Below are 22,479 nucleotides of genomic sequence, written 5' to 3'. Positions count from 1 at the left end.
CGCAGCGTCGCGTGCCGAATGCCTGCCATGTCCCCTCCGGGACTTGGCAGGACGCGGACGCGGCGCTAGCTTTGGCCGGTAGCTGCCGACAGAGCCCTGCCGATGCGCCATACACTGCCCTTTGCGCCGCAATTCTACGTGACGGCCCCGCAGCCCTGCCCGTATCTCGCGGAGCGGATGGAACGGAAGCTGTTCACGGCGCTGCAGGGCGAACAGGCCGAGAAGCTCAACGACTCGCTGTCCAAGCAGGGATTCCGGCGCAGCCAGAACGTGCTCTACCGCCCCTCCTGCGCCGAATGCACCGCCTGCCTCTCGGCCCGGATCGACGTCGCCCGCTTCACCCCCTCGCGCAGCCAGTCGCGGGTGCTGCGGCGCAACCGCGACCTCGCGCGGCGCGCCACCTCGCCCTGGGCCACCGAGGAGCAATACGCGCTGTTTCGCGATTATCTCGACAGCCGCCACGCCAGCGGCGGCATGGCCGACATGGACATGTTCGAGTTCGCCGCGATGGTCGAGGAGACGCCGGTCCGCACCCGGCTGGTCGAATACAGCGACCCGTCGGCGGCGCATGACGCGCGCCACGGGCTGCGGGCGGTCTGCCTGACCGACATCCTCGATGACGGGCTGTCGATGGTCTATTCCTTCTTCGACCCCGCCGAGGACCGCCGCTCGCTCGGCACCCATGTGATCCTCGACCATGTGCGGATCGCGCAGGAAATGGGCCTGCCTTACGTCTATCTCGGCTACTGGGTCCCCGGCAGCCCCAAGATGGACTACAAGTCCCGCTTCTCGGCGATCGAACTCTATCGCGGTGGCCAGTGGCAGCCGATGGGCGACAAGGAGGACTACCGCGCCGAGACCCACCCGCTCTCGGTCGCGCCGATCTCCGAGCAGGTGGCCCGGATCACCCTCCCCGAAACCCGACCCGTCCGGGCGCGCTGAACGCGCGGTCGCGGACCCCGCCGGGGTCCGCATTGGCCCCGATCATGCGCGCTCGCCGTCGATCCGGTACCAGCGATAGCCGTAGCCCTGCAGCTCGATCTCGCCGCCGGGATCGAGCTGTCCGGGCGCGGCCTCGTCCGGACCGCCCAGCAGTGCGACGAGGTGATGCGCATCCGCGATCTTCGGCGCGCAACGCACCGGCTCGGCCGAAAAATTGTGCAGCGTCAGCACCCGCGTACCGCGCCACGCCGACACCAACCCCAGCACCTGCTCCGGCAGCTCCTCGACCACCTCGGTGTCGCCCCAGCCGATCTCCGGGCAGGCGCGGCGGCAGCGTACCAGCTGCTGCACGCGAGTGAGCAGGCTGCCCGGCCGACCACGCTGGGCCGCAACGTTGGTCTCGTGGAACCCCCACGGCCCGTCCTCGACCACCGGGCGCAGCAGGTCGCCGGTCCCACGCGAGAAGCCGCCGCGATGCTCGTCGGCCCATTGCATCGGGCTGCGTACCGCGTCGCGCTCGTTCTGCGACAGATCCTCGCCCTGCCCGATCTCGTCGCCATACCACATCACCGGCGTGCCCGGCAGCGCGAACAGCAGCGACTGCGCCAACGCCAGCCGGTCGGTGTCGTCGAGCATCGGCGCGAGGCGGCGGCGCAGCCCGCGATCATAGAGCTGCATGTCCGGATCGGGGCCGAAGGCGTCGAACACCTCCTGCCGCTCGCTGTCCGTCAGCTTGTCGAGCGACAGCTCGTCATGATTGCGCAGGAAGGTCGCCCATTGCGCTTGCAGCGGTGCGCCCTCGGGCCGGCTGCCCAGCGCCGCGATCACCGGCGTCGCCGCGCCGCGCGCGAAGCCCAGCCACATCGCCTGGTTCAGCGGGAAGTCGAGGATCAGGTGCATACGCTCGTCGGCGCCGAACTCGCGGCCGCCGAAATACTCCGGCGCCTTCTCGCGCTCGATATTGGCCTCGGCCAGCATGATCGCGCCCGCGCGCCGCCAGCTCAGGAAATCGCGCATCTCCGACAGAAGCAGCATCGGGTCGCGATCCGGCTCCTCGTCGAGGCCCTTGTACTCGATCAGGAAGGGCACCGCGTCGATCCGGAAGCCCCAGACCCCCAGCTCCAGCCAATAGCCCATGATCTTCAGGATCTCGGCCCGCACCGCCGGGTTGGCGATGTTGAAATCCGCCTGATGCGCGTAGAAGCGGTGCATGTACCACGCGCCCGCCTTCTCGTCATAGGTCCAGACCGCCTCCTGCACGCCGGGAAAGATGATCCCCTCGGTGATGTCGGCGGGCTTTTCCTTCGACCAGACGAACCAGTCGCGATAGGGGCTGTCGGGGTCCGAGCGGGCGCTCTGGAACCAGGGATGGTCGACCGAGCAATGGTTGACCACGAGGTCGATGATCAGCTTGAGCCCGCGATCCGAGGCGGCGCGGGCAAAGCTCACGAAATCGCCCGCGTTCCCGAGCCGGGGATCGATGCCGTAGAAATCGGTGATGTCGTAGCCGTTGTCGCGGTTCGGGGTTGGGTAGAACGGGTTGAGCCAGATCGCCGTCGCCCCCAGCCCCTCGATATGGTCGAGCCGGTCGGTCAGGCCGCTGAAATCCCCCACCCCGTCGCCATTGGCGTCCATGAAGGTCTCGACGTCGAGACAGTAGATGACGGCGTTCTTGTACCACAGGTCGAGCATGGAGGATCTCCTTTGCCCGACCAGCTAGGCCGCCGCGACCCGGCGGCGAGAGCGCGAAGGGGCGGCCCGGATCGCTCCGGGCCGCCCATGGGGCCGAGGCCCCTCTCCGGATCAGCCGATCTCGGCGCCGTCGGCGCGGCGGATCGCCACGATCGAGCTGCGCGGCAGCGCCTCGGGGTCGGGGAAGTTCTCGGGATGCTGGATGCCCACGAACAGCGTCCGGCGGTCGGTCGAGAAGGTCGCACCGGTGACCTCGGACCCCTTGGGCCCGGTCATGAAGCGCGCGATCTCGCCCGAGGCCGGATCGCCCACCAGCATCTGGTTGTTGCCCATGCCGGCAAACTCGCCCTCGTTGCTGTCGTCGCCATCGGTCTGGATCCACAGCATGCCGCGGCTGTCGAATTTCATCCCGTCGGGCGAGTTGAACATGTTGCCCGGCGTGACGTTCGCCGAACCGGCATAGGCGTCCGCATGCACCTCCGGGTTGCCCGCCATGACATAGAGATCCCAGTCGAAGCGGTCGGCGGCATGGTCCTCGTTCTCGGGGCGCCAGCGGACGATCTGGCCGTAATTGTTCTCGGCCCGCGGGTTGGGACCGGTGGCCGGGGTCTCGTCGCCGCCGGCATTGGCCTTCACCGCGCGGTTCTTGTTGTTGGTGAGCGCGCAATAGGCCTCGACCCGGGTCGGGTTCACCGCGACCCATTCCGGGCGGTCCATGGTCGTGGCGCCCACCGCCGAGCCCGCCTGCCGGGTGTGGATGTGGATCATCGCGCGATCCATGCCGGTGGCCTCCGGCGTCAGCGCCAGCCACTCGCCGGTGCCGTCCTCGTGGAACTTGGCGACATAGAGCTGGCCCGCATCGAGCAGCCCGGAGGTGTCGCCGCCCTCCACATAGACGTCGTCGGAGACATAGCGGTAGAGGAACTCGCCGCGCTCGTCATCGCCCAGATAGACCACCACGCGGCCATCGGCGGCCAGCGTCACCTCGGCGTTCTCGTGCTTGAACCGGCCCAGCGCGGTGCGCTTCACCGGCGTCGAGGCGGGGTCCGAAGGGTCGATCTCGACCACGTAGCCGGCGCGGTGCGGCTCGTTGGGGGTCTTCGAGATGTCGAAGCGCGGGTCGAACTTCTCGTAGTCATAGCCCGACTCCAGCTCGATGCCGTAGCGGGCGAAGCCCTCGGGGCGCTCGAACGCTTCATCGGTCGAGCCGAAGTAGCCGTTGAAGTTCTCTTCGCATGTCAGATAGGTGCCCCAGGGCGTGCGGCCCGCACCGCAATTGTTGAAGGTGCCGAGGCTCTCGGTGCCGGACGGGTCGGCCTCGGTCCGCAGCAGCGCGTGACCGGCGGCGGGGCCCGCGATCCGCATCGGCGTGTTATGGGTGATCCGACGGTTGAACGGGCTGTCGATCACGACCTCCCAGCCATTCTCGCCCTCCTTCACCTCGAACACCGCGACGCCCTGCGCGTCCTGGATCTTGCGGACATCGGTCACCGACAGCGGCGCGCCCTCGTCGTTCTGCGGCAGGTTGATGTCGAGATTGGCGTATTCGTGGTTGACCGCGATCACCTCGTGGCCGTCGATATCGAACAGCTCCATGCCGTCGGTGTTCTCGCCGAAGGCCCGCGCCTGCCCCTCGGGGGTGGTGCCATTGGCCGGGTCGAAGGCCGGCGCGTCGGAGAACAGCGGATCGCCCCAGCTCGCCAGCACCTTCCATTCGTAGCCCTCGGGCACATGCACGGTGAAATCGGTCTGCGCCGCGATCGGGGTGAAGGCGAAGCGCGCCGCGCCCTGCTTCAGCTCGCCGGAGGCGCGGACCGCCCCGGCACCCATCACCGCCGCGCCGGAGCCGAAGGCCACCAGGCCGGTCAGGAACCCGCGCCGCGACACAGCGGCCTGCACCACCCGATCGAAATCGGTGGTCTCGGGCGTCGGGCGGCGCAGCTCGTCCAGCTCGTCCCAGCTGATCTTGTTGATGTTGAAGCGCTTCATGGCGTGTCCCTTGTCATCAAAGCCCCGTCGGGGCTCACGCCGCCCTGCTAGGCGCGGCAGATGAAACCCATGCGACGGTTCTGTAAGAGTTTTGTCTCATCGCCGATCGGCGGGAACCCGCGGGAACGGGCCGCGTGCTGTCACGTTGTCGTCACGACAGACAGGCAAGGAGGCCCAGATGGCGCATGCCAAGAACCCCGACGCCCATCCGGGCGACATCAACAAGCCCGGCTGGTTCGCCACGCTGAAACGGGTCTATTCCGAGATCGGCGACGACCATGTCAGCCTGATCGCCGCCGGCTGCGCCTTCTACGGCCTGCTGGCGATCTTCCCCGGCATCGTCGCCGCCATGGCGATCGCCGGGCTGTTCTTCGAACCCTCCACCGTGGTCGACCAACTGCAGGCGCTGTCGGGCTTCCTGCCGCAACAGGCCGCCGAGATCGTTCTGAGCCAGGCCAAGGAGGTCGCCGGCTCCGAAGAGGGCGGGCTCGGCCTCGCCGCGCTGTTCGGCATCCTGGTGGCGATCTACTCCGCCTCCAAGGGGGTGCAGTCGCTGATGGAAGGGCTCAACGTCGCCTTCGAGGCCGAGGAGACCCGCGGGCTGGTCAGGTTCAACCTCGTCAAGCTGGCGCTGACGCTCGGCATGATCGTGGGCTTCCTGCTGATCATCGCGGTCGCGGCGCTGCTGCCGGCGGTGCTGGGCGTGCTGCCCTGGGGCGCGACCACCGAGTGGATCATCAACCTCGTGCGCTGGCCCGTGCTGCTGATCCTCGTCGCGCTGGGTCTGGCGATCCTCTACCGCTACGGCCCCGACCGGGGCGACAAGAAATGGCGCTGGATCACGCCGGGCGCCGGGCTGGCCTGCCTTTTGTGGCTGGTGGGCTCGATCGGCTTCGCCTTTTACGTCCGCAATTTCGGCGGCTACAACGAGACCTTCGGCGCGCTGGGCGGCGTGATCGTGCTGCTGATGTGGCTGTGGCTGTCCTCTTTCATCGTGCTGATGGGGGCCGAGTTCGACAGCGAGATGGAGCGCCAAGCCAAGCATGACCCGCAACCCGAGGATGCAAAGAACGACCCGCTGATGGAGGATGCAAAGGCCGAGTCGGGCAATTCGGTGGCGCAATAAGCTTTGCGCTTCGACCGTCACGCACCCCCTTGCCATAAGAAAGTTACCCTGACGCGCGGGTCCACGACATTTTCTCCGCCGTTTGCGGTTGACGCTCCCGCCCGCCCGTGCATATCTGCGCGGGCGGAACGGAAAGGACCGGAGAACATGGATCTCCTTCTCGTACTTGGTGAGGTTGGGCGCGTGGGCCGGTAACGGCAGGACCATGACGGTCGACCATGCGCCCCCGGATCACCGGGGGCTTTTTCGTATCCACTGACAGGGCAGCAGACAGGGAAGCGGCACGATGACAGGGCAAATGACGGGCGCGAAGATGGTCGTGCAGGCGCTCAGGGATCAGGGCGTCGACACGGTGTTCGGCTATCCGGGCGGCGCGGTGCTGCCGATCTATGACGAGCTGTTCCAGCAGAACGAAATCCGCCACGTGCTGGTGCGCCACGAACAGGGCGCGATCCACGCGGCCGAGGGCTATGCCCGCTCCACCGGCAAGCCGGGCGTCGCGCTGGTCACCTCAGGCCCCGGCGCCACCAACGCCGTCACCGGCCTGACCGACGCGCTGCTCGACTCGATCCCAATCGTCGTGCTGTCGGGCCAGGTGCCGACCTTCATGATCGGCTCGGACGCCTTTCAGGAGGCCGACACCGTCGGCATCACCCGCCCCTGCACCAAGCACAACTGGCTGGTGAAGGAGACCGACCGGCTCGGTTCGACGCTGCACGAGGCGTTCCACGTCGCCACCTCGGGCCGCCCCGGCCCGGTGCTGGTCGACATCCCCAAGGACGTGCAGTTCGCCACCGGCGAATATGGCGGCAAGGAAACCCGCTCGACCCGCTACGCCCCCGCGGTCAAGGGCGACCCGGCCGGCATCGAGGCGCTGGCGCGTGCCATGGAAACCGCCAAGCGCCCGGTCTTCTACACCGGCGGCGGGGTGATCAACTCCGGCCCCGAGGCCAGCAAGCTGCTGCGCGAGCTGGTCTCCGCCACCGGCTTCCCGATCACCTCGACGCTGATGGGCCTCGGCGCCTATCCGGCCTCGGGCGAGCAGTGGCTGGGCATGCTCGGCATGCACGGGCTCTATGAAGCCAACATGGCGATGCATGGCTGCGACCTGCTGATCTGCGTCGGCGCCCGCTTCGACGACCGGATCACCGGCCGGATCGACGCCTTCTCGCCGAACTCGGTGCGCGCCCATATCGACATCGACCCCTCCTCGCTCAACAAGGTGATCCGCACCGACATCCCGATCATCGGCGACGTCGCGCATGTGCTCAAGGACCTGCTCGACGCCTGGTCCGCCAATGGCCGCAAGACCGACCGCGAGGGGCTGGCGCAATGGCAGGCGCAGATCGCCGAGTGGCGCGCCAAGGACTGCCTCGCCTTCCGCAACTCCGACAAGATCATCAAGCCGCAATACGCGCTGCAGCGGCTCGAGGCGCTGACCAAGGGCCGCGACCGCTACGTCACCACCGAGGTCGGCCAGCACCAGATGTGGGCTGCCCAGTATCTCGGCTTCGAGGACCCGAACCGCTGGATGACCTCCGGCGGCCTCGGCACCATGGGCTACGGCTTCCCGGCCTCGATCGGCGTGCAGATGGCGCATCCCGACGCGCTCGTGATCAACGTCGCGGGCGAGGCGTCGTGGCTGATGAACATGCAGGAAATGGGCACCGCGGTGCAGTACCGCCTGCCGGTCAAGCAGTTCATCCTCAACAACGAGCGGCTCGGCATGGTGCGCCAGTGGCAGGAGCTGCTGCATGGCGAGCGCTACTCGCAGAGCTGGTCCGAGGCGCTGCCCGATTTCGTCAAGCTCGCCGAAGCCTTCGGCGCCAAGGGCATCCAGTGCTCGGACCCCGCCGATCTCGACGACGCGATCATGGAAATGCTCGACTATGACGGCCCGGTCATCTTCGACTGCCTCGTCGAGAAGCACGAGAACTGCTTCCCGATGATCCCGTCGGGCAAGGCCCATAACGAGATGCTGATGGGCGAGGTCTCGACCGCGCATGCCATCGAGGCCGGCGGCGCGGTGCTGGTGTGACCGCGGTCCCCCCGGGGGCTGCGCAGGACAATTCGAAACGTCCCGGGTCCCGGCCCGGGGAAAGGACGACCCCATGCTGAACATCAAGGCCGGCTCGACCAGCCACTCCGCCTACAACCTCCGCTCGGTCTATTCCGACGTCGAGGAACGCCACACCCTCGCGGTGATCGTCGACAACGAGCCGGGCGTGCTCGCCCGGGTCATCGGCCTGTTCTCGGGCCGCGGCTACAACATCGAAAGCCTGACCGTGGCCGAGATCGACCACACCGGCCACCGCTCGCGGATCACGCTGGTCACCTCCGGCACGCCGCAGGTGATCGAGCAGATCAAGGCGCAGCTCGGCCGCATCGTCCCGGTCCACGAGGTCCACGACCTCACCGTCGAGGGCCCGACCGTGGAGCGCGAGCTGGCGCTGTTCAAGGTGCGCGGCGAGGGCGACGCGCGGGTCGAGGCGCTGCGTCTCGCGGACATCTTCCGCGCCAACGTGGTCGACTCGACGCTCGAGAGCTTCGTCTTCGAGATCACCGGCACCCCGGAGAAGATCGACGCCTTCGCCGACCTGATGCGCCCCCTCGGCCTGACCGAGCTGGCGCGCACCGGCGTGGCGGCGCTGTCGCGCGGCCCCGAGGCGCGGGTCTGACCTGACGCCGCGCGGGGCTTGCCTCGGCGCGGCGTTCCTGCCTTTCTGCGGATCTTACAGGAGGACCGCATGGGCGCGCGAAAGATCATCATCGACACCGATCCCGGCCAGGACGACGCCGTCGCCATCCTGCTGGCGCTGGCCTCGCCCGAGCTGGAGATTCTGGGCCTCACCGCCGTGGCCGGCAACGTGCCGCTCGACCTCACCCAGCGCAACGCGCGGCAGGTGGTGGAGCTCGCGGGCCGCGACACGCCGGTCTTCGCCGGCTGCAACCGACCGCTGGCCCGCCCGCTCGTCACCGCCGAGCACGTGCATGGCAAGACCGGGCTCGACGGCATCACTCTGCCCGACCCCAACCTGCCGCTGCAGCAACAACACGGCGTCGACTTCATCATCGAGACGCTGCGCCGCGAGGCGCCCGGCACGGTCACGCTCTGCCCGCTCGGGCCGCTGACCAACATCGCCACCGCCTTCCGCCGCGCCCCCGATATCGTCGAGAAGGTCGAGCGCATCGTGCTGATGGGCGGCGGCTTCTTCGAGGGCGGCAACATCACCCCCGCGGCCGAGTTCAACATCTATGTCGATCCGGAGGCCGCCAAGGAAGTCTTCGCCTGCGGTCGCCCGATCACCGTGCTGCCGCTCGACGCCACCCACAAGGCGCTGACCTCGCGCGACTGGATCGCGACGATGCGCGGCATGGGCCGGATCGGCGAGGTGGTGGCGAGCTGGACCGATTTCTTCGAGCGCTTCGACACCGAGAAATACGGCTCCGAGGGCGCGCCGCTGCACGACCCTTGCGTGATCGCCTGGCTGCTGCGCCCCGATCTCTTCTCGGGCCGCGAGATCAATGTCGAGATCGAGACCGGCTCCGAGCTGACGCTGGGCATGACCGTCGCCGACTGGTGGGGCGTGACCGACCGCGCGCCTAACGCGCTCTTCATCGGCGATGTCGACCGGGCCGGCTTCTTCGACCTGCTGACCGAGCGGATCGGCCGGCTCTGAGCGGGCGCCACGGCTCCGGGACGGCGCGAAACCCGGGCCCGTCCCGACACGGGCCCAAAGAGAAGGCGATTTGCCGGGCCGAGCATCTTGGCCCGGCGCCGCGACGGCATAGATGCCATCTATGACTATTGCGATCTCGTTCGACAATTCCTATTCCCGGCTGCCGGAGCGGCTCTTCACCCGACAGGCCCCGGTGCCGGTCGCCGATCCCGGCTGGATTGCCCTCAATGACGGTCTGGCCCGCGAGATGGGGCTCGACCCCGACGCGCTGCGCACCGATGAGGGGCTGCGCGTCTTCGCCGGCAGCGCCGTGCCGGAGGGCGCCACCCCCATCGCCCAGCTCTATGCCGGCCACCAGTTCGGCAGCTGGAACCCGCAGCTCGGCGACGGGCGGCAGATCCTGCTCGGCGAGGTGGTGGGCCCCGACGGCGTCCGCCGCGACATCGCGCTCAAGGGCTCGGGCCAGACGCCCTACAGCCGCATGGGCGACGGGCGCGCCTGGGTCGGACCGGTGATCCGCGAATACCTGATGAGCGAGGCGATGCACGCTCTTGGCGTGCCGACCACCCGCGCGCTCGCGGCCGTCACCACCGGCGAGGAAGTGATCCGCGAGACCGCCCTTCCCGGCGCGATCCTGACCCGCGTGGCGCAAAGCCATATCCGCGTCGGCACATTCCAGGTGCTGGCCGCCCGCAGCGACACCGAGGGCCTGCGCGCGCTGGCCGAGCACACCATGGCCCGGCACTTCCCTTCGGCCGGATCGGTGCCCGAATTGCTGGCGCAGATGGTCGCGCGGCAGGCCGAGCTGATCGCGCAATGGATGAGCCTCGGCTTCATCCACGGGGTGATGAACACCGACAACTGCGCGGTCGCGGGCGAGACCATCGATTACGGCCCCTGCGCGATGATGGATGTCTACCACCCGGCGCGGGTCTTCTCCTCGATCGACGCACATGGCCGCTACGCCTATGGCAATCAGCCGCAGGTCGCGCTGTGGAACATCGCGCAATTCGCGACCTCGCTGGTGCCGCTGATGCCCGACCAGCAGAAGGCCGTCGACGACTTCACCGCGATCATCAACCGCTTCGCCGATCTCTACCAGGCCGCCTGGTTGCGCCGCTTCGGGGCCAAGCTCGGCCTTGCCGATCCGCAGCCCGAGGACCGCGCCCTGATCGAGGGGCTGCTTACCGCCATGACCCGCGAGGAGCGCGACTTCACCAACAGCTTCCGGGCCTTGGCCGACGACGCGCCCGAGCGCGCGACCTCTGACGCCGAATGGATCGCGGCGTGGCGCGCGCGTGACCCCGACCTTGCGATCGCCGCCCGGGCCAACCCGCAGGTGATCCCGCGCCTGCACCGCATCGAGGCGGCGATCAGCGCCGCCCTGACCGGCGATCTCACCCCGTTCGAGGAGATGCTCGGCGTGGTGACCCGGCCGTTCGATCCCGACCCGGACCTTGCAAAACGTTACGTCGACCCACCCGGAGAAGGTGATAGGGTCGACAGGACCTTCTGCGGCACCTAGTAAGTCTTAATAATGCCCCGTTTCGTTTCCGTTTCCGTCCCAGCTGACCGGGACCAAGCAGAGTATATGCCAATGCGTGACGTTCCAGATCTGACTGCCGAACGCCGCGCCGAGGCGATCCGCTCGCTTGGCATCATGGATAGCGAGGACGAGGTCGATTTCGACGAGATCACCGCTTATGCGGCCGAGATCACCGGCGCGCCGATCTCGCTGGTCACCTTGGTCGACACCAACCGGCAATGGGCGAAATCCGCCTTCGGCACCGGGCAGCGCGACTACACGATGGACGAGTCCATCTGCTCGCACGGGCTGACCGGGCCGGATTTCTTCGAGATCGAGGACACCACCCGCGACCCGCGCACCTCCGAGAACCCGCTGGTCACCGGGCCGGACGCGATCCGCTATTACGGCGGCGCGATCCTCAAGCTCGGCCGCGAGGTGCCGATCGGCGCGCTCTGCGTGCTCGACCGGGAGCCGCGCAAGCTCTCCGAGGAGACCAAGCGCCTGCTGATCATCCTCGCGCGGCAGGTGACGCGCCGGATGGAGCTGCGCCGCGCGCTGGTCGTGCAGGAGACGCTGGCCGCCGAGGTCGACCACCGGGTCAAGAACTCGCTGCAGATGGTCACCGGGCTGGTCCGCATCCAGCGCGCCCAGGCCCAGAGCGAGGAAACCCGCGAGGCGCTCTCGGAGACGATCGACCGGCTTTCGGCGATCTCCATGCTGCATGCCGAGCTGCACAAGGTCTCGGCCCGCAACGAGATCACCCTGCATCACTTCCTGCCCGACATCATCCGGCACCTGGAACGGACCCTGCCGCCGCAGCTGCGCATCATCCGCGACTTCGAGGCGATGCAGGTGCCCTCCGAGGTGGCCGCGGCGCTGGCGCTGGCGCTCAACGAGGCGGTGACCAACGCGGTCAAGCACGCCTTCCCCGGCGACCGGCCGGGCTCGGTGACCGTGCGGCTCACCGCGCTTGGCGATCACGGCATGCTGGAGATCGTCGATGACGGCGCCGGCAGCGCCCGGATGGTGACCGACCCGGCCCGTCCCACCGGACTCGGCCGGCAGATCATCGACGCCTCGGTCGCCCGGATCGAGGGCGCGATCCACCGCGAGAGCGGCCCGGACGGCACCCGGATCGAAATCCGCTTCCCGCTTCCCAAGCTCGATGAATGACAAAAGGGGGCGCCGAAGCGCCCCCTGATGCCGTGTCACGAAGCGGTCGCGTCACTCGGTGACGCGGACCTCGCGCATCACGTCCGGCGCGCCGATCACGGCGCCGTTCGGACCCTCGCCGCGCTTGATCGCGTCGAGCACCTCGAGACCCTCGGTGACCTGGCCGACCACAGTGTACTGGCCGTTGAGGAAATCCCCCGGCCCGAACATGATGAAGAACTGGCTGTTGGCCGAGTTCGGATCCTGGCTGCGGGCCATGCCGACCGTGCCGCGCTCGAACGGGATGTCCGAGAATTCCTGCTTCAGGTCGTCGCGCTCCGAGCCGCCCATGCCGGCCATCGACATGTCGCCGCCCTCGCGGCCGAACTCGACATCGCCGGTCTGCGCCATGAAGCCGTCGATCACCCGGTGGAAGACGACGCCGTCATAGGCGCCCTCCTCGGCCAGCGCGGTGATCTGCTCGACATGGCCGGGGGCCACGTCCTCGAGCAGGTCGATCTTGATCGTGCCATTGGCCTGGCCCGCGACGTCGATCTCGAGGCCGGTGGCGGCGGCGGGGCTGGCGGCGAGCGCCAGCAGAACGGCGAGCTTACGCATCGGCCGCCACCTTGACGCTGATCATCCGGTCGGGATTCGCCGGCGGCTCGCCCTTGGCGATCTTGTCGACATGCTCCATCCCCTCGATCACGCGGCCATAGACGGTGTACTGGCCGTTGAGGAAGTGGTTGTCCTTGAAGTTGATGAAGAACTGCGAGTTGGCGGAGTTCGGGTTGGCCGAACGCGCCGCACCCAGCGTGCCGCGGTCATGCGGCAGCTTGGAGAACTCGGCCGGGAGGTCCGGCTTGTCCGAGCCGCCGGTGCCGGCGCGGCGCGGGTTGTAGTCCTTTTCCATGTTGGCGTGCTCGACATCGCCGGTCTGCGCCATGAAGCCGTCGATCACGCGGTGGAAGGCCACGTTGTCATAGGCACCGGCGCGGGCCAGCTCCTTCATGCGCTCGGCATGCTTCGGCGCCACGTCGGGCAGAAGCTCGATCACCACCGGGCCGTCCTTCAGCTCGATGATGATGGTGTTCTCGGGGTCCTTGATCTCGGCCATTGCCGGTCCTCCTGCTGCTTTGTCCCCGACATAAGCCCCTCGCGCGCGCAAGCCAATGGCTTGAGAGCCACGGCCCCCGGCGCTACCTATTCGCCAACACGAAACGGAAAGGACGGCGCATGGGCTGGAAGACGATCGACGAGATGGACCTCGCGGGCAAGCGGGTGCTGGTGCGGGTGGATGTGAACGTCCCCGTCGAGAATGGCCGCGTCACCGACGCCACCCGGATCGAGCGGATCCGCCCCACCGTCGCCGACATCGCCGACAAGGGCGGCAAGGTCATCCTGCTGGCGCATTTCGACCGCCCCAAGGGCCGGGTCGTGCCGGAGATGTCGCTGCGCCAGATCCTGCCCGCGCTCGAAGAGAAGCTCGGCCGCAAGGTGGCCTTCGCCGAGGATTGCATCGGCGATGCCGCGCAGGCGGCGGTCGACGCGCTCGCCGATGGCGAGGTGCTGCTTCTGGAGAACACCCGCTTCCATGCGGGCGAGGAAAAGAACGACCCCGACTTCGCCGAGAAGCTGGCGCATCTGGGCGATGTCTACGTCAACGACGCCTTCTCCGCCGCCCACCGCGCCCATGCCTCGACCGAGGCGCTGGCCCGGCTGCTGCCCGCCGCGGCGGGCCGGCTGATGGCCGAGGAGCTCTCGGCGCTCGAAAAGGCGCTCGGCAACCCCGAGCGGCCGGTGGTCGCCGTGGTCGGCGGCGCCAAGGTCTCGACCAAGCTCGACCTGCTGTCGAACCTTGTCGAAAAGGTCGACACGCTGGTGATCGGCGGCGGCATGGCCAACACCTTCCTCGCGGCGCAGGGCCTCGATGTCGGCAAGTCGCTGTGCGAGCACGACCTGACCGGCACCGCCAAGGAGATCGCCGCCAAGGCCGCCGAGAAGGGCTGCAGCATCCTGCTGCCGCGCGACGTCGTCGTGGCGCGCGAGTTCAAGGCCGGCGCCGAGAACGAGGTGGTCAAGGCCGAGGACACCCCGTCCGACGCGATGATCCTCGATGCCGGCCCCGACAGCGTCGCCCATGTCGAGATGGCGCTGGAGCAGGCCAAGACGCTGGTCTGGAACGGCCCGCTCGGCGCCTTCGAGATCGCGCCCTTCGATCGCGGCACCGTGGCCGCGGCGCGCAAGGCCGCCGAGCTGACCCGCGCCGGCAAGCTGATCTCCGTCGCCGGCGGCGGCGACACCGTGGCGGCGCTCAACGCGGCCGGCGTCGCGGATGATTTTTCCTATGTGTCCACCGCAGGAGGGGCGTTCTTGGAATGGATGGAAGGCAAGGTGCTGCCGGGCGTGAAGGCGCTGGGCGCATGAGCGGGCTGGCACGCACCGACCTGGTCCCGCAAAGCCGCGGCTGGACGCTGATCACCGGGGCCTCCTCGGGCCTCGGCGTCGAGTTCGCCCGCATCGCCGCCCGCGGCGGCCGCCGGCTGATCCTCTCGGCCCGCTCCGAGGACAAGCTCGAGGCGCTGGCCGCCGAGCTGCGCGAGCGCGTCGAGGTCGTGGTGATCCCCGCCGATCTCGCCCGCCCGGGCGGCGCCGAGCGTCTCTGGCGCGAGGCCTCCGAGGGCCGCCGGATCGAGATCCTGATCAACAATGCCGGTCTCGGGCTGCACCGCCGCTTCGGCGATGGCGGCACCGAGGAGGTCGAGCGGCTGGTCGCGGTCAACGTCTCGGCGGCGACGATCCTGATGCAGGCGGCGGTGGCGCATATGCGCCGCGAGAACACCGGCCACATCATGAACGTCTCCTCGGTCGCGGCCTTCATCCCGGGCCCCGGCATGGCGGTCTACCACGCCACCAAGGCCTATCTGCTGTCGCTGTCGGACGCGGTCTCGAGCGAGCTGCGCGCCGAGGAGAGCGAAGTCACCGTGACCGCGCTCTGCCCCGGCCCGGTCGAGACCAACTTCTTCGAGACCGCGGGCATGCATCCCGACGGCCCGGCCGGACCGGTCCGCCCGGCCCGCGCCCGCGACGTCGCGCAGGCCGGCTGGGAAGCGATGCTGGCCGGTCGGCAGACCGTCGTGCCCGGCGGCATGACCCGGATCGCGGCCTTCGCCGGACGGGTTCTGCCGCGCGGGTTGAGCGCCCGGATCGCCGGCCGGGCCTACGGCCGGTCGTGAATCCCCAAACCCCTGAGATCACGGGGTTTTGGTTGCGCTAACACTGCCCCCCGGTGGCGCTAACAGCATTGTGAGCCACCGGGGAGCGCCTTAACGTTCGCTGCAGATGCAAACCGAAAGGCGCCCCATGCAGACCACCGAAATCGTCCGCGACATCCTTCGCAACTACGAGGGCGAGACCCCCGGCGTGAAGGCCAACCTCGCCCGGATGCTGATGGCGGGCAAGCTGGGCGGCACCGGCAAGATGATCATCCTGCCGGTCGACCAGGGCTTCGAGCACGGCCCCGCCCGCAGCTTCGCGCCCAACCCCGAAGGCTACGACCCGCATTACCACTACAAGCTGGCCATCGATGCCGGGCTGAACGCCTATGCCGCGCCGCTGGGCATGATCGAGGCCGGCGCCGACAGCTTCGCGGGCCAGATCCCGACCATCCTGAAATGCAACAGCGCCAACTCGCTGATGTCGGGCACCGCCGGTAAGAACCAGGCCGTCACCGCCAGCGTCGACGACGCGCTGCGGCTCGGCTGCTCGGCGATCGGCTTCACGATCTACCCGGGTTCGGACTGCGCGCTCGAGATGTTCGAGGAGATCGTCGAGATGCGCAAGGAGGCCGCCGCCAAGGGCGTGGCCACCGTGATCTGGTCCTACCCGCGCGGCGAGGCGCTCGACAAGGACGGCGAGACCGCGATCGACATCGCCGCCTATGCCGCCCAGATCGCGGCGCTGATCGGCGCCCATGTCATCAAGATCAAGCTGTCGACCGACCACCTGTCGCTTCCGGAGGCCAAGAAGGTCTACGAGGCCGAGGGCATCGACATCTCGACCCAGGCGGCGCGCGTGCGCCACTGCGTGCAGTCGGCCTTCGCCGGCCGTCGCCTGATGGTGTTCTCGGGCGGTGCCAAGAAGGGCACGGATTCGGTCTATGACGACGCCCGCGCGATCCGCGACGGCGGCGGCAACGGCTCGATCATCGGCCGCAACTCGTTCCAGCGGCCGCGCGCCGAGGCGCTCGAACTGCTGGGCAAGCTGCAGGACATCTATCTGGGCAAGGCCTGACGACCAGGTTTCGCCGCGCCTGACCCGATCGGCCTGTCGAAAGAGGCAATAGGGTCACAGCACTAGGCGAATTCGGGCCGAGGCGGCGGAACGCGATGTTTCCGCCGCCTTTTTCATGGCAGGCTGATGGCAGCCGTCCGGCAAAGAGGCGGCGCACGAGGCACGAGTGATGTTGAAGCGCACCCCTTCTCTGGGCCCCGCCCTCTACCTGATCGGCTCGCTGCTGATCGGGCTCTATTTCACCTTTGCCGCCGTTCAGGGCGATTACGGCGTGTTCCGCCGCGCAGAGGTCGAATCCGAGGCACGGGGCCTGGAGAAGGAGCTTGCCAGCCTGCGCGAGGAAGTCGCGCGGATGGAGAATCTCACCCGCCGCCTGTCCGACCGTTACCTCGATCTCGACCTGCTCGACGCCCGCGCCCGCGAGGTGCTCGGCATGATCCGCGCCGACGAGATCGTCATCCGCTGACCCGGCGGAAGCCTCCATCGCCTTGTTTTGTTGCGCCGCGCCGGATCCGATCCGCGCGGCGTCGCGCATTTCCGGGTTGCGCGAATTGCCCTGTTGCATCCCGCGCAAGTTCTGTAAGGGATAGTTCAAGGCTAAACTATCCGTCACAGCGCGAAGGGAGACGCCATGGCGACCCGGAAGACCTCCGACGCGGCGCCCGCCAAGGGTACCAATCCTGCCCCCAAGGGCTCCAACATCCCCGCCGATGAGCTGAAGCACTACTACCGCGAGATGCTGCTGATCCGGCGTTTCGAGGAAAAGGCCGGCCAGCTCTACGGCATGGGCCTGATCGGCGGCTTCTGCCACCTCTATATCGGCCAGGAGGCCGTGGTGGTCGGGCTCGAGGCCGCGGCCGAGGAAGGCGATAAGCGGATCACCTCCTACCGTGACCACGGCCACATGCTGGCCTGCGGCATGGACCCCAAGGGCGTGATGGCCGAGCTGACCGGCCGCGAGGGCGGCTACTCGAAGGGCAAGGGCGGGAGCATGCACATGTTCTCGAAGGAGAAGCACTTCTACGGCGGCCACGGCATCGTCGGCGCGCAGGTGCCGATCGGCGCCGGCCTCGCCTTCGCCGACAAGTATCTCGACAACAAGCGCGTCACCTTCACCTATTTCGGCGACGGCGCGGCCAACCAGGGCCAGGTCTACGAGACCTACAACATGGCCCAGCTGTGGGAGCTGCCGGTCGTCTTCGTGATCGAGAACAACCAGTACGCGATGGGCACCAGCGTCCAGCGTTCGACCAAGAGCCCCTCCCTGTGGGAGCGCGGCGCCGCCTACGGCATCAAGGGCGAAGAGGTCGACGGCATGGACGTGCTGGCGGTCAAGGAAGCCGGCGAGCGCGCCGTAGCCCACTGCCGCGAAGGCAAGGGCCCCTACATCCTCGAGATCAAGACCTACCGCTATCGCGGCCACTCCATGTCGGACCCGGCGAAGTACCGGAGCCGCGAGGAGGTGCAGAAGATGCGCGACGAGCGCGACCCGATCGAGCAGGTCCGCAAGCTGCTGCTGACCGGCAACCACGCGACCGAGGAAGATCTCAAGGCGATCGACAAGGAGATCAAGGAGATCGTCAACGACTCCGCCGAGTTCTCCAAGGAGAGCCCCGAGCCCGCGCTCGAGGAGCTCTGGACCGACATCTACGCTGACGAAGCCCCGCAGGAGGCCTGATCCATGGCGACCGAAATTCTGATGCCCGCCCTCTCGCCGACCATGGAGGAAGGCACGCTCGCCAAGTGGCTCGTGAAGGAGGGTGACACCGTCTCCTCCGGCGACATCCTGGCCGAGATCGAGACCGACAAGGCGACGATGGAGTTCGAGGCCGTCGACGAAGGCACCGTCGGCAAGATCCTGATCGCCGAGGGCACCGAGGGCGTGAAGGTCAACACCCCGATCGCCGTGCTGCTCGAGGAGGGCGAAGACGCCTCCGCCGCCGAGAGCGCCGGAACGAACGCCGGCAGCGAGGCCAAGACCGAGGTCAAGGAAGAGACTAAGGCCAAGGACACCCTGCCCGCCGACGTCCCCGCCGCCTCGTCGCCCGCCGCTGCCGCGCCCAAGCCGCCGCGCACCCCGGACTGGCCCGAGGGCACCGAGACCAAGACCACCACGGTCCGCGAAGCGCTGCGCGACGCCATGGCCGAGGAGATGCGCCGCGCCGACAACGTCTTCCTGATGGGCGAAGAGGTCGGCGAGTACCAGGGCGCCTACAAGATCTCGCAGGGCCTGCTGGACGAGTTCGGCCCCAAGCGCGTGGTCGACACGCCGATCACCGAGCACGGCTTCGCCGGCATCGCGGTCGGCGCCGCCTTCGGCGGTCTGCGCCCGATTGTCGAGTTCATGACCTTCAACTTCGCCATGCAGGCGATCGACCACATCATCAACTCGGCGGCCAAGACGCTCTACATGTCGGGCGGCCAGATGGGCGCCCCGATGGTGTTCCGCGGCCCCAACGGCGCCGCCGCCCGCGTCGGTGCCCAGCACTCCCAGGACTACGCCGCCTGGTACATGCAGATCCCCGGCCTCAAGGTCGTCATGCCCTACACCGCCGCCGATGCGAAGGGCCTGATGAAATCCGCGATCCGCGACCCCAACCCGGTGATCTTCCTCGAGAACGAGATTCTCTACGGCCGCTCCTTCGAGGTGCCGGTGCTGGATGACTTCACCATCCCGCTCGGCAAGGCGCGCATCGCCCGCGAAGGCACCGACGTGACCATCGTCTCCTTCGGCATCGGCATGACCTACGCCCTCGAGGCGGCCGAGAAGCTCGCCGCCGACGGCATCGAGGCCGAGGTGATCGACCTGCGGACCATCCGCCCGATGGACACCGACGCGATCATCGAGAGCGTCAAGAAGACCAACCGCTGCGTCACCGTCGAAGAGGGTTGGCCGCAGGGTTCGGTCGGCGGCTACATCTCCTCGGTGCTGATGCAGGAGGCGTTCGACCATCTCGACGCGCCGGTCATCAACTGCACCGGCAAGGACGTGCCGATGCCCTATGCCGCCAATCTCGAGAAGCACGCGCTGGTCACGACCGACGAGGTCGTCGAGGCGGTGCGCAAAGTGACCTACAAGTAACGGAGCGCGAGACATGCCGACCGAAATCCTGATGCCCGCGCTGTCGCCCACCATGGAAGAGGGCACGCTGGCGAAATGGCTGGTCAAGGAGGGCGACACCGTCTCCTCCGGCGACCTGCTGGCCGAGATCGAGACCGACAAGGCGACGATGGAGTTCGAGGCCGTCGACGAAGGCGTCGTGGGCAAGATCCTGATCGCCGAGGGCACCGAGGGGGTGAAGGTCAACACCCCGATCGCCGTGCTGCTCGAGGAAGGCGAAAGCGCCGATGACATCGGCGAGACCGGCGGCGCGAAGGATCGCGACGCCGACAGCCACGCCGCACCGCATCCCGAGCAGGCCACCGCGCCGGCCAAGGGCTATGGCGATGACGGCGCCGCCGCGCAGCAGGGCAAGGGCGACGACGCCGCCTCTGCCACGCCTGCCGCCCGCTCGGGCGATGGCGACCGGGTCTTCGCCTCGCCGCTGGCGCGGCGCATCGCGGCCGACAAGGGCCTCGACCTGAGCCAGATCAAGGGCTCGGGCCCGAACGGCCGCATCGTCAAGGCCGACGTCGAGAGCGCCAAGCCGGGCCAGAAGCCCGCCGCGGCCGAGGCTGCCAAGGCCCCCGCCGCCCAGGCCGACAAGGCCCCGGTGGCCGCGCCCGCCGCTCCCGGCGCGCAGGCCGAGCAGATCCGCAAGATGTATGCGGATCGCGAGTTCGAGGAGGTCAAGCTCGACGGCATGCGCCGCACCATCGCGGCGCGTCTCACCGAGGCCAAGCAGACCATCCCGCATTTCTACCTGCGCCGCGACATCAAGCTCGACGCGCTGCTGAAATTCCGCAGCCAGCTGAACAAGCAGCTCGAAGGGCGCGGCGTGAAGCTCTCGGTCAACGACTTCATCATCAAGGCCTCGGCCCTGGCGCTGCAGGCGGTGCCGGATGCCAACGCGGTCTGGGCCGGCGACCGGGTGCTCAAGCTCAAGCCGTCGGACGTCGCCGTCGCCGTGGCGATCGAGGGTGGCCTGTTCACCCCGGTGCTGCGCGACGCCGAAAGCCGCTCGCTGTCGTCGCTCTCTGCGCAGATGAAGGACCTCGCCAAGCGGGCCCGCGACAAGAAGCTCGCGCCGCATGAATACCAGGGCGGCAGCTTCGCGATCTCCAACCTCGGCATGTTCGGCATCGACAACTTCGACGCTGTCATCAACCCGCCGCATGGCGCGATCCTCGCGGTCGGCGCCGGCGTGAAGAAGCCGGTGGTCAACGACGCGGGCGAGATCGAGGTGGCGACGGTGATGTCGGTGACGCTCTCGGTCGATCACCGGGTGATCGACGGCGCGCTCGGTGCCGAGCTGCTCAAGCAGATCGCCGACGCGCTGGAAAACCCGATGGTGATGCTGGCCTGAGGCCGCACCACACCCGGATGCCAAGGGGCCGCGCCTTCGAACGAAGGTGCGGCCCCTTCTCTATCGCAAGTCGTCGCACATGACGCTTGCACGCACCCCTCGCGTTCAGCAGCATCGCCTCGGGCGATCCGTCCCGAAGCCGCATCACACGGGGTCGAATATCATGAAGGCGTGGGGCATCGCAGTTCTGCGAGGCGGAATCTCGGTGATCGTCCTGATGGTCGCCTACCGGCTCGCCGAGGCGACCGAATGGTCGTGGTTTGCTTGGTTCGCGGCCCTGTCGCTGGCCGGGATGGTCGTCGAGATCCTGCTGCGCCGCCTGCTCCGGCCCCACAAATAGCCCCAAACGCCCGAGATCACTCGGGCGGCGCGGCCTCCGGTCCCGGCAGCGTCGCTGTCGGCACCTCGTAGCGCTGGTCGTCGACGCGGATCAGATGCAGCCCGTCCTCGATCCGCCAGTCGATGTCCGTGCCGGTGCCCGACATCGTCGCATCGCCCCGCACGAAGCGCCCGCCATCGAAGCTGAGCGTGCGGCGAAAGCCGTTGGCAAAGGTCGCGACCAGCGTGGCGTCGCCATCCGGGCCCAGCGCGAGGCCGAAGCCGCATTCGCCCAGCGCCTCGCCCGGGTTCATCGCGCAGGCGATCACCCCCTCGGTATCGAAGACCCCGCGCGCGGCGCGGCGGGGGTGATCGTCGCCCGGGAGTACCCCCTCAGCCATGGCCCCGGAGGCGGTCAGCAGCAGCGCGGCGCACAGGATCTTCGACATCTTCGTCTCCCCGGCCCCGCGCCCCGCGGCGGGGCTACTCGCCCTTGAAGGTCTGGTCCATCGACACCGAGGGCTGGGCGCAGCCCGCCTCGCCGACGATCCGCGCGGGCACGCCCGCCACGGTCTTGCAGGCCGGGATGTCGATCAGCACGACCGACCCGGCCGCGATCCGCGAGCAGTCGCCGATCCGGATGTTGCCCAGCACCTTGGCGCCGGCGCCGATCAGCACGCCGTTGCCGATCTTGGGATGGCGGTCCTGCTCTTCCTTGCCGGTACCGCCGAGCGTCACCGAATGCAGCATCGACACGTTGTCGCCGACCACCGCCGTCTCGCCGATCACCACCGAATGGGCGTGGTCGATCATCACGCCGCGCCCGATCCGGGCCGCCGGGTGGATGTCGACGCCGAAGGTCTCGGAAACCCGCATCTGCACGAAATAGGCGAGGTCGCGGCGGTTTTCCTGCCACAGCCAATGGCCGAGCCGGTAGGACTGGATCGCTTGGTAGCCCTTGAAGTACAAAAGCGGCTGCAAGAAGCGATGGCAGGCGGGGTCGCGCTCATAGGTGGCGACCAGGTCGGCGCGGGCCGAGACCACCAGCTCCGGCTCGGCGGCATAGGCGCCGTCGATGATCTCGCGCAGGATCTGCGCGGGCATTTCGTCGGAGGCGAGCTTGAGCGACAGCCGATAGGCCAGCGCGCAGGCAAAGCTCTGGTGGTGCAGCACGCTGGAATGCACCAGCCCGCCCATCAGCGGCTCGGCCGCGATCGCGTCCTCTGCCTCGCCGCGAATTCGGCTCCAGACCGGGTCGATTTCGGCCAGTTGCGCCTGTGGTGTCGCCATCGC

The 22,479-nt window shown here is 68.3% G+C and carries 21 protein-coding genes; 15 read left to right on the top strand and 6 right to left on the bottom strand.

Annotation, left to right across the window (positions count from 1 at the left end; translation table 11 throughout):
- Nucleotides 1-102 precede the first annotated feature (102 nt).
- Entirely contained in the window at nucleotides 103-942 is an 840-nt protein-coding gene (locus T8T21_RS02970) for an arginyltransferase (RefSeq protein WP_322336747.1), read from the top strand.
- A 42-nt stretch (nucleotides 943-984) separates the two neighbouring features.
- Here T8T21_RS02970 and T8T21_RS02965 read toward each other — a convergent pair whose 3' ends face one another.
- Together T8T21_RS02965 and T8T21_RS02960 are read right to left on the bottom strand one after the other, a co-directional pair.
- Nucleotides 985-2,634 carry an alpha-amylase family protein gene (locus tag T8T21_RS02965; RefSeq protein WP_322336746.1) on the bottom strand — a complete coding sequence of 550 codons (1,650 nt, stop codon included), beginning with the start codon at nucleotides 2,632-2,634 and terminating at the stop codon, nucleotides 985-987.
- Between the two features lie 111 nt (nucleotides 2,635-2,745).
- Nucleotides 2,746-4,623, bottom strand: coding sequence for a PhoX family protein (locus T8T21_RS02960; protein WP_322336745.1), 1,878 nt, complete (start codon nucleotides 4,621-4,623; stop codon nucleotides 2,746-2,748).
- Between the two features lie 178 nt (nucleotides 4,624-4,801).
- Here T8T21_RS02960 and T8T21_RS02955 point away from each other — a divergent pair, with 178 nt between their 5' ends.
- The 6 genes from T8T21_RS02955 (at nucleotide 4,802) to T8T21_RS02930 (ending at nucleotide 12,130) form a co-directional block, all read left to right on the top strand.
- Nucleotides 4,802-5,749: a YihY/virulence factor BrkB family protein gene (locus T8T21_RS02955; RefSeq protein WP_183468860.1), complete on the top strand. Its 948-nt coding sequence runs from the start codon at nucleotides 4,802-4,804 to the stop codon at nucleotides 5,747-5,749.
- 286 nt (nucleotides 5,750-6,035) lie between these two features.
- A complete protein-coding gene (locus T8T21_RS02950; RefSeq protein ID WP_183468859.1) occupies nucleotides 6,036-7,787 on the top strand; it encodes an acetolactate synthase 3 large subunit in 1,752 nt (583 codons plus the stop codon).
- A gap of 73 nt (nucleotides 7,788-7,860) precedes the next feature.
- Nucleotides 7,861-8,427, top strand: coding sequence for an acetolactate synthase small subunit (ilvN, locus tag T8T21_RS02945; RefSeq protein ID WP_183468858.1), 567 nt, complete (start codon nucleotides 7,861-7,863; stop codon nucleotides 8,425-8,427).
- A gap of 69 nt (nucleotides 8,428-8,496) precedes the next feature.
- The gene (locus tag T8T21_RS02940; RefSeq protein WP_322336744.1) at nucleotides 8,497-9,429 is read left to right on the top strand and encodes a nucleoside hydrolase; all 933 of its coding nucleotides are present in this window, start codon (nucleotides 8,497-8,499) and stop codon (nucleotides 9,427-9,429) included.
- 121 nt (nucleotides 9,430-9,550) lie between these two features.
- A complete protein-coding gene (locus T8T21_RS02935) occupies nucleotides 9,551-10,954 on the top strand; it encodes a protein adenylyltransferase SelO (RefSeq protein WP_322336743.1) in 1,404 nt (467 codons plus the stop codon).
- Between the two features lie 72 nt (nucleotides 10,955-11,026).
- The gene (locus T8T21_RS02930; protein WP_322336742.1) at nucleotides 11,027-12,130 is read left to right on the top strand and encodes a sensor histidine kinase; all 1,104 of its coding nucleotides are present in this window, start codon (nucleotides 11,027-11,029) and stop codon (nucleotides 12,128-12,130) included.
- A gap of 51 nt (nucleotides 12,131-12,181) precedes the next feature.
- Here the strand turns inward: T8T21_RS02930 and T8T21_RS02925 are convergent, their stop codons facing one another.
- Together T8T21_RS02925 and T8T21_RS02920 are read right to left on the bottom strand one after the other, a co-directional pair.
- Complete coding sequence (locus T8T21_RS02925) at nucleotides 12,182-12,727, bottom strand: peptidylprolyl isomerase (protein WP_183468851.1); 546 nt, start codon at nucleotides 12,725-12,727, stop codon at nucleotides 12,182-12,184.
- Entirely contained in the window at nucleotides 12,720-13,226 is a 507-nt protein-coding gene (locus T8T21_RS02920; RefSeq protein ID WP_183468849.1) for a peptidylprolyl isomerase, read from the bottom strand. Before T8T21_RS02920 ends, T8T21_RS02925 begins: the two co-directional genes overlap by 8 nt.
- A 119-nt stretch (nucleotides 13,227-13,345) precedes the next feature.
- Between T8T21_RS02920 and T8T21_RS02915 the strand changes: the two genes are divergently transcribed.
- The 8 genes from T8T21_RS02915 to T8T21_RS02880 all read left to right on the top strand — a co-directional run bounded on the left by T8T21_RS02915 (nucleotide 13,346) and on the right by T8T21_RS02880 (nucleotide 21,208).
- A complete protein-coding gene (locus T8T21_RS02915) occupies nucleotides 13,346-14,536 on the top strand; it encodes a phosphoglycerate kinase (protein ID WP_322336741.1) in 1,191 nt (396 codons plus the stop codon).
- On the top strand, nucleotides 14,533-15,345 hold the full coding sequence (locus T8T21_RS02910; protein WP_183468845.1) for an SDR family NAD(P)-dependent oxidoreductase: 813 nt from the start codon (nucleotides 14,533-14,535) through the stop codon (nucleotides 15,343-15,345). The genes T8T21_RS02915 and T8T21_RS02910 overlap by 4 nt, the downstream gene beginning before the upstream one ends.
- A gap of 127 nt (nucleotides 15,346-15,472) precedes the next feature.
- Nucleotides 15,473-16,402, top strand: a complete 930-nt coding sequence (locus tag T8T21_RS02905; RefSeq protein WP_322336740.1) for a class I fructose-bisphosphate aldolase — start codon at nucleotides 15,473-15,475, stop codon at nucleotides 16,400-16,402.
- A gap of 169 nt (nucleotides 16,403-16,571) precedes the next feature.
- Nucleotides 16,572-16,868 carry an FtsB family cell division protein gene (locus T8T21_RS02900; RefSeq protein WP_183468840.1) on the top strand — a complete coding sequence of 99 codons (297 nt, stop codon included), beginning with the start codon at nucleotides 16,572-16,574 and terminating at the stop codon, nucleotides 16,866-16,868.
- Between the two features lie 165 nt (nucleotides 16,869-17,033).
- Complete coding sequence (gene pdhA, locus T8T21_RS02895; protein WP_246390865.1) at nucleotides 17,034-18,080, top strand: pyruvate dehydrogenase (acetyl-transferring) E1 component subunit alpha; 1,047 nt, start codon at nucleotides 17,034-17,036, stop codon at nucleotides 18,078-18,080.
- 3 nt (nucleotides 18,081-18,083) lie between these two features.
- Nucleotides 18,084-19,484: a pyruvate dehydrogenase complex E1 component subunit beta gene (locus T8T21_RS02890; protein WP_322336739.1), complete on the top strand. Its 1,401-nt coding sequence runs from the start codon at nucleotides 18,084-18,086 to the stop codon at nucleotides 19,482-19,484.
- Between the two features lie 13 nt (nucleotides 19,485-19,497).
- On the top strand, nucleotides 19,498-20,868 hold the full coding sequence (locus T8T21_RS02885) for a pyruvate dehydrogenase complex dihydrolipoamide acetyltransferase (RefSeq protein WP_322336738.1): 1,371 nt from the start codon (nucleotides 19,498-19,500) through the stop codon (nucleotides 20,866-20,868).
- Nucleotides 20,869-20,947: 79 nt separating this feature from the next.
- The gene (locus tag T8T21_RS02880) at nucleotides 20,948-21,208 is read left to right on the top strand and encodes a hypothetical protein (protein WP_322336737.1); all 261 of its coding nucleotides are present in this window, start codon (nucleotides 20,948-20,950) and stop codon (nucleotides 21,206-21,208) included.
- Nucleotides 21,209-21,224: 16 nt separating this feature from the next.
- Here T8T21_RS02880 and T8T21_RS02875 read toward each other — a convergent pair whose 3' ends face one another.
- The gene (locus T8T21_RS02875; protein WP_322336736.1) at nucleotides 21,225-21,635 is read right to left on the bottom strand and encodes a hypothetical protein; all 411 of its coding nucleotides are present in this window, start codon (nucleotides 21,633-21,635) and stop codon (nucleotides 21,225-21,227) included.
- 34 nt (nucleotides 21,636-21,669) lie between these two features.
- Nucleotides 21,670-22,476, bottom strand: coding sequence for a serine O-acetyltransferase (gene cysE / locus T8T21_RS02870; RefSeq protein WP_183468830.1), 807 nt, complete (start codon nucleotides 22,474-22,476; stop codon nucleotides 21,670-21,672).
- Nucleotides 22,477-22,479 lie beyond the last annotated feature (3 nt).

Origin of the sequence: Limimaricola variabilis, assembly GCF_034371605.1 — a bacterium.
Lineage (GTDB): Bacteria > Pseudomonadota > Alphaproteobacteria > Rhodobacterales > Rhodobacteraceae > Limimaricola > Limimaricola variabilis.
This window is presented reverse-complemented; position numbering and strand designations above follow the sequence as displayed.

Excerpts from the sequence above, each read along its gene's own strand:
- T8T21_RS02875 (WP_322336736.1), bottom strand. The coding sequence starts at position 21,635 with ATGTCGAAGATCCTGTGCGCCGCGCTGCTGCTGACCGCCTCCGGGGCC.
- T8T21_RS02970 (WP_322336747.1), top strand. The coding sequence starts at position 103 with ATGCGCCATACACTGCCCTTTGCGCCGCAATTCTACGTGACGGCCCCG.
- T8T21_RS02885 (WP_322336738.1), top strand. The coding sequence starts at position 19,498 with ATGCCGACCGAAATCCTGATGCCCGCGCTGTCGCCCACCATGGAAGAG.
- ilvN (WP_183468858.1), top strand. The coding sequence starts at position 7,861 with ATGCTGAACATCAAGGCCGGCTCGACCAGCCACTCCGCCTACAACCTC.
- T8T21_RS02950 (WP_183468859.1), top strand. The coding sequence starts at position 6,036 with ATGACAGGGCAAATGACGGGCGCGAAGATGGTCGTGCAGGCGCTCAGG.
- pdhA (WP_246390865.1), top strand. The coding sequence starts at position 17,034 with ATGGCGACCCGGAAGACCTCCGACGCGGCGCCCGCCAAGGGTACCAAT.
- T8T21_RS02890 (WP_322336739.1), top strand. The coding sequence starts at position 18,084 with ATGGCGACCGAAATTCTGATGCCCGCCCTCTCGCCGACCATGGAGGAA.
- T8T21_RS02880 (WP_322336737.1), top strand. The coding sequence starts at position 20,948 with ATGACGCTTGCACGCACCCCTCGCGTTCAGCAGCATCGCCTCGGGCGA.
- T8T21_RS02930 (WP_322336742.1), top strand. The coding sequence starts at position 11,027 with ATGCGTGACGTTCCAGATCTGACTGCCGAACGCCGCGCCGAGGCGATC.
- T8T21_RS02935 (WP_322336743.1), top strand. The coding sequence starts at position 9,551 with ATGACTATTGCGATCTCGTTCGACAATTCCTATTCCCGGCTGCCGGAG.
- T8T21_RS02955 (WP_183468860.1), top strand. The coding sequence starts at position 4,802 with ATGGCGCATGCCAAGAACCCCGACGCCCATCCGGGCGACATCAACAAG.
- T8T21_RS02905 (WP_322336740.1), top strand. The coding sequence starts at position 15,473 with ATGCAGACCACCGAAATCGTCCGCGACATCCTTCGCAACTACGAGGGC.
- T8T21_RS02925 (WP_183468851.1), bottom strand. The coding sequence starts at position 12,727 with ATGCGTAAGCTCGCCGTTCTGCTGGCGCTCGCCGCCAGCCCCGCCGCC.
- T8T21_RS02920 (WP_183468849.1), bottom strand. The coding sequence starts at position 13,226 with ATGGCCGAGATCAAGGACCCCGAGAACACCATCATCATCGAGCTGAAG.
- T8T21_RS02940 (WP_322336744.1), top strand. The coding sequence starts at position 8,497 with ATGGGCGCGCGAAAGATCATCATCGACACCGATCCCGGCCAGGACGAC.
- T8T21_RS02900 (WP_183468840.1), top strand. The coding sequence starts at position 16,572 with ATGTTGAAGCGCACCCCTTCTCTGGGCCCCGCCCTCTACCTGATCGGC.
- T8T21_RS02910 (WP_183468845.1), top strand. The coding sequence starts at position 14,533 with ATGAGCGGGCTGGCACGCACCGACCTGGTCCCGCAAAGCCGCGGCTGG.
- T8T21_RS02965 (WP_322336746.1), bottom strand. The coding sequence starts at position 2,634 with ATGCTCGACCTGTGGTACAAGAACGCCGTCATCTACTGTCTCGACGTC.
- T8T21_RS02960 (WP_322336745.1), bottom strand. The coding sequence starts at position 4,623 with ATGAAGCGCTTCAACATCAACAAGATCAGCTGGGACGAGCTGGACGAG.
- cysE (WP_183468830.1), bottom strand. The coding sequence starts at position 22,476 with ATGGCGACACCACAGGCGCAACTGGCCGAAATCGACCCGGTCTGGAGC.
- T8T21_RS02915 (WP_322336741.1), top strand. The coding sequence starts at position 13,346 with ATGGGCTGGAAGACGATCGACGAGATGGACCTCGCGGGCAAGCGGGTG.